Origin of the sequence: Hymenobacter elongatus (genome assembly GCF_004745955.1) — a bacterium.
Taxonomy (GTDB): domain Bacteria; phylum Bacteroidota; class Bacteroidia; order Cytophagales; family Hymenobacteraceae; genus Hymenobacter; species Hymenobacter elongatus.
In genome coordinates this window covers 1-5240 of record NZ_SRLD01000081.1, presented here as the reverse complement: position 1 = coordinate 5240, position 5240 = coordinate 1, and the positions used below count along the sequence as shown (strand labels likewise).

At 55.1% G+C, this 5240-nt stretch carries 7 protein-coding genes; 2 read left to right on the top strand and 5 right to left on the bottom strand.

Going from position 1 to position 5240, the window contains the following annotated elements; all coding sequences use genetic code 11:
* Window positions 1-264: 264 nt before the first annotated feature.
* Window positions 265-930 carry a uracil-DNA glycosylase gene (locus tag E5J99_RS20630; protein WP_135499699.1) on the bottom strand — a complete coding sequence of 222 codons (666 nt, stop codon included), beginning with the start codon at window positions 928-930 and terminating at the stop codon, window positions 265-267.
* A gap of 108 nt (window positions 931-1038) precedes the next feature.
* Between E5J99_RS20630 and apaG the strand changes: the two genes are divergently transcribed.
* Both apaG and E5J99_RS20620 read left to right on the top strand, forming a co-directional pair.
* Complete coding sequence (gene apaG, locus E5J99_RS20625) at window positions 1039-1425, top strand: Co2+/Mg2+ efflux protein ApaG (protein ID WP_135499698.1); 387 nt, start codon at window positions 1039-1041, stop codon at window positions 1423-1425.
* 151 nt (window positions 1426-1576) lie between these two features.
* On the top strand, window positions 1577-2347 hold the full coding sequence (locus tag E5J99_RS20620) for an O-methyltransferase (protein ID WP_245319157.1): 771 nt from the start codon (window positions 1577-1579) through the stop codon (window positions 2345-2347).
* A gap of 91 nt (window positions 2348-2438) precedes the next feature.
* On the opposite strand, the gene E5J99_RS20615 is transcribed toward E5J99_RS20620, so the two are convergent.
* From E5J99_RS20615 to E5J99_RS20600, 4 genes are read right to left on the bottom strand one after another with little or no spacing between them, the layout of a single operon-like run.
* Window positions 2439-2588: a T9SS type A sorting domain-containing protein gene (locus tag E5J99_RS20615; protein WP_135499696.1), complete on the bottom strand. Its 150-nt coding sequence runs from the start codon at window positions 2586-2588 to the stop codon at window positions 2439-2441.
* An 18-nt stretch (window positions 2589-2606) separates the two neighbouring features.
* Window positions 2607-3911 (bottom strand): FG-GAP repeat domain-containing protein, encoded by a 1305-nt coding sequence (locus E5J99_RS20610; RefSeq protein ID WP_135499695.1) that lies wholly within the window; start codon window positions 3909-3911, stop codon window positions 2607-2609.
* A complete protein-coding gene (locus tag E5J99_RS20605) occupies window positions 3912-4301 on the bottom strand; it encodes a hypothetical protein (RefSeq protein WP_135499694.1) in 390 nt (129 codons plus the stop codon).
* Between the two features lie 15 nt (window positions 4302-4316).
* The gene (locus E5J99_RS20600) at window positions 4317-5123 is read right to left on the bottom strand and encodes an RHS repeat-associated core domain-containing protein (RefSeq protein ID WP_135499693.1); all 807 of its coding nucleotides are present in this window, start codon (window positions 5121-5123) and stop codon (window positions 4317-4319) included.
* Window positions 5124-5240: the final 117 nt, after the last annotated feature.

Here is a 5240-nt window from a genome sequence, read left to right as displayed (position 1 = left end):
GCGTACGGTACTATTACGGTCTGAAACTCGCGGGGGAAGGTGGGCATAGCAGAACGGTGTCGTTACCCAAAGCTAAGCCTGCCCTACCCGGCGGGTTTCTTTTTTGCCTCCTTACCAACCCCCAAAAAGCTAAAGTCAAGCTCAGACATTCTACCATAAAAGCCCCGCTGCCTATTCTGGCAGTGGGGCTTTTTGTTGAGCGAACAGGCCGTGATTCGCGGAGGGCCAATTCGTCTTGGCTTCTTCTAATGACTTAGGTAGAAACTACCACTCTATTGCCGGCTGGCCGTGCTGCTGCAAATAGCTGTTGGTCTTGCTGAAGGGCCGGGAGCCAAAGAAGCCCCGGTCGGCGGCGTAGGGAGAAGGGTGGGCCGAACGGATGACGAAGTGCTTTTTCTCATCAATAATTTCGCCCTTCTTCTGGGCGTATGCACCCCAGAGCACAAATACGACGTGTTCTTTCTGCTCCGAAATATGTTGGATTACGGCATCCGTGAACTGCTCCCAGCCTTTTTTCTGGTGGGAGCCGGGCTCCTTGGCCCGCACGGTCAGCGTGGCGTTCAGTAGCAGGACTCCCTGGCGGGCCCAGCGGTCCAGATTGCCGTTGGTGGGCGGAGCAGCTGCCGGAATATCATCCTGCAACTCCTTGAAAATATTCTGGAGCGAGGGTGGCACCCGCACGTCTTCGGCCACGGAAAAGGACAACCCGTTGGCCTGCCCCTTGCCGTGGTAGGGGTCCTGGCCCAGAATAACGACCTTGACCTGCTCGAAAGGACAGGCATCGAAGGCGTGGAAAATAGCGGGACCCGGCGGGTAGATAGTAGCCGTAGCGTATTCGCCCCGGACAAAGGCAATAAGATGCTGAAAATATGGTTTATCAAACTCACTGGCGAGTACCTTGCGCCAGCTTTCTTCTATCTTTACAGACATAAGGGAAGAGATTTTTTGGGTTGTGGCTGGCCTTTCGGGCTTGCCGCTGCGTAGATAAACCAATTTCCGGACCCGGTTGTTAGTCCTTCACTGAACCGAACAGGAGCCATGAATACGACGACTACGCAGGGCGTTACCGTTAGCGTAACGACCAATTACTTGCCCGACTATTCCAGCCCGGCTCAAGAGCATTACGTGTTTGCCTACAAGATCGATATTCTTAATGGCAGTGAATACACCGTTAAACTCCTGCGTCGGCACTGGTACATCTACGATGCCAACGGAGTAGTGCGTGAGGTGGAAGGCGAAGGCGTGGTGGGGCAGCAGCCGGTGCTGGAGCCCGGCGAGTCGCACCAGTACGTGTCGGGGTGCAACCTGAAGTCGGGCTTGGGCAAGATGCGCGGCTCCTACCAGATGGAGCGCCTCGCGGATGGCCGCGAGTTTAGCGTTGAGATTCCGGAATTTACGCTCGTCGTCCCCTATCGTCTGAACTAAGTTTAGTGCTTCGAGCTGAGCGCCTGGTGCTCAGCCCGACCCGAAGTGTTTCCGCACTGAAGCACGCAATACCAGATCCACGCATTGCCCTTTGTTTTTTCAGGCGCTTAGCTACCTACGATTTTTGTTCCGCTCGGGGAATGCACATGGGTTGCATTCCCCGTTCGTTTTTGGACTCTATGCGCACGTCATCGGCCACGATGGCGCTTTTGCGGCCTACGCACCCATCGAAGCCCGGCGGCGGCAGCTCCTCCAGGACCCAACCACCATTACGGTGCGTGACTTTGGCGCGGGCTCGCACACCGGAGCCGGGCGGCAGCGCCGCCTGCGCGACATTGCCCGCGCGGCCGCCAAGCCCCGGCCATTCGGGCAGCTGCTGTTTCGGCTGGTCAATCATTTTCAGCCCCGCGTGATTTTGGAGCTAGGCACTTCGCTGGGCCTCACTACGGCCTACCTGGCGGCCCCCAGTGCCCAGGCGCACATCGTCACGTTCGAAGGCTGCCCGCAAACGGCCGCCGTGGCCCGGCACACCTTCGCGCAATTGGCCCTGACGAACATCCAGGTGGTGGAAGGCAACCTGGACGAAACGCTGGTGCCGGCCCTGGCCGCGCTGCCCGGCCCGCTCGACTTCGCCTTTTTCGACGGCAACCACCGCTACGAGCCCACGGTGCGCTACTTCGAGCAGTGCCTGCCCTACCGCACCGACCGGAGCGTTTTTGTACTGGACGATATCCATTGGTCGGCGGAAATGGAGCAGGCCTGGACCACCATCAAAGCCCATCCGGAAGTACGCCTCACGATTGACATGTTTTTCATCGGCCTAGTCTTTTTCCGGCAAAACCAGCCCAAGCAGCACTTCACACTCCGCTTCGATAATGCGGTGGATAAGCTGCTAAACCGGGTGAAGCAGCTGGCGCCCTGATGCTGCCAGTAACTACTGGGCTAAACACGTCATCTGTCTCACCAGGGAAGCAGGTGACGTGTTGCGGAAAACGCCGTCGGTTAGTCTCGCTTTACTCTAGCACTACCCGGCGCGTGGTTACGCCGCTGGCCGTTTGCAGCTGTAACAAATGGAGTCCCCGGGGCACATCCGTTACGTCCAGAGTCGCGCCCGGCTTATTCCACTGCCGCACAGAGCGGCCTAGCACATCGCGCAAGGTCACGGCCGTGACGGCTTCCCCCTACGTTGAGCGCACGTACAGGATGGTGCGGGCCGGATTAGGATACACGGATATAGTTTCCTGGGTGGTAGCCATTTTTGCTGCCAGCACTACGCTTTGGTTGTAAAACAGATGCACCGTGTTGTCGCCGGCACAGGCCACGGCCAGGTCGAGCTGGCCGTCGGCGTTGATGTCGGCCAGGCGCAGATACGCCGGGCGGCTGCCGGTGGCCAGCAAAATGGGTGCGTCAAACAAAGCCGACCCGTTCTGGCCCGTATTACGAAACACCTCTACCAGGCCCGTGGTCAGCAGCACCACCTGCCGGGGCGGGCCCAGCAGCGGATAGGTGATGCGCGTCGGAAACAACAGGTCATATTGGTTCTGAGGGGCAGCGTCCCGTAGTTGGATGACCACGTTGGGGTTGGTTTCGTGGGCGGCTACCAAGTCGGTAGCGCCGTCGCCGTTGATATCCGCGCCCGCTGCGGCGACGGGGCGCGTGCCCCCCGAGGCGGCTTTGGTCTGGTAGCCGGATTGCCACCACCCATTGCTGGGGTTGCTCTTGCCGCCCGTCGTCACGATAACGACTTCGTTGGTAGTGGGCGAAGCGAGCAGAGCATTGTACTCGCCCGGCGTGTAGATGCAGGCCAGGCTTACATCCACGGGACGGGACGGGGACTGGTAAAAAAGTGTAGGGGCGATATTGTCGGGTGGGGCATTGCGGAACAGAATCCCGTGGCCCCCGAGCCCGGCCATCGTCGTGCCGGTGGGATTATACAAGTAGGCAATGTCGGGGTAGTCGTCGCCGTTGAGCGGGGCCGTCAGCAGGCGGGGGTCGGTGGGAGGACTGCCCCCGTTGGGGCCCCAGCGCAATACCGGGCGCGCCACCAGGGACAGCTCGCCGGGTGCGGTGCCCGTATTGTCCAGCAGATACAGCTGAGTTGACTGCCGGGCCCCCAGCACCAGATCATCGGCAGTGGGCACCGGGGAACCGGCCGGCCCGTAGCCGTTCAGAGCCAGCGGGACAATGCTGTAGGGACCACGGCTGAAATAGTAGCGAGCCGAAGCCTTGGCCGGAAAGCCGCCATTGGCGTTCTGCACGAAGATGGCCAGCGTATCCAGGGCCCGCTCGGGAATGGCCAGATCGGGCCGCCCGTCGTGGTCTAGGTCGGCAACGGCCACGTCGTTGACGTCAGCCCCGACGGGCAGTTGGATAACGGGGCCGTAACCGAGGGTGAGCGGTGGTACGGATTGGGCGTGGGCAAATCTGGATAGGGCTAAAAAAACGAGTAGATGTATCGTTTTTACTTTTCGTAGACAATCGAGCATTTAGAACAAGGAGCTAAGGATGCGACCCAAAGGAATAAACATGGTAAAAAATCCAACTATCACAGTAATACTGATATATATTACTGCTTTGAATTGAGTTAAAGGCTTAATGGGATTTTCCTGTAATGCTTTTCTCCATTTGCCTTTTGCAATAAGAAAAGGATAATCTGCGGCGCATATCAAAATCCAAGTTCCTACCACAGCAATTGGGGATGGCTGAAAGCCAAATACATACTTAAAAACATCAAAAATTGGAACGAGCAGAAAAAAGAAAAGAAAATTCAGCGCTAAAAAGCTGGATTCAATTGTCTTAACATCTGTATCCGAAGGCCTTATTACTTTGAGGCAGTGGAAAATAGCGGCGAGAAGCCAGCGTAAGAAACCAAGCATGTGAAAAAATTAAGGTTAAAATCCTGGTTTCCAATTACTCCATTGCCTCACTCCATTATGATATACAGAATTCACAATTTCAGCTTGTTCTACAGTACCATTTAAAACGTAGTCAACTCCACCATAATAGTCGGCTATGCCATAAGCAAATCCAACTACAGCAAGTGTAGGACCACCGATAATTACCCCTGCTACCCCCAACCCTATACCCAGTACGGCCTTAGTCCCTGTTACAAATGTAAGTCCTTTAGATTGAATCTCGTATGCGGCTGATATGCCGCCAAGCAATGTTCCCGCTACCCCTAGTACCCTTCCACCAACTCTTAATACTGTTGGTTCCTCTTGAGCAATATGCATGATTAACGCTGCATTCTTATCAAACCAGCCCTGGGTAAGAGTCGAAGTAAGTCCCCATTCTCCAATTCCAAACTTTGACTCAGTAGTTTCTGATGAAAGATAAGAATTATAATACATATTATTCTTATCACCAGCACTTACATAGCCTTCATATAACTTGTAAGTATTGCCATTGTAGGTCACCGATTTATCAAAAGCATTGTATAGTTGAGGGTTCAGTGTTATACCTGCAACTTCAAATCCTTTCATAAATGATTGATATTGCTGTTTGTCCAAAAAGCCCATATCCTCGTCCATATGTCTCTTGCCATCCATACCTCTCGGGTTAGCCAAACGTCCATTTATCTTGGTCTGCTCGTCTCCATTAGGATCATTATAGTTAATAGGATCATTTCCGGCAAAGTTAAACGGGCTGTTATTGGAGTACTCTCCTGCCAATGGATCGACTGCCAGAAAGGGGTGCAACCCAAATTGTCGCTGCGTATTCGTAACTTAGGTCATGACTACAGCCCCCTCCACCGCCATGAGTAAGGCCGAATACCTAGCGTTGGCCGAGCAAAAATACACCGAGTTGCAGGCCCT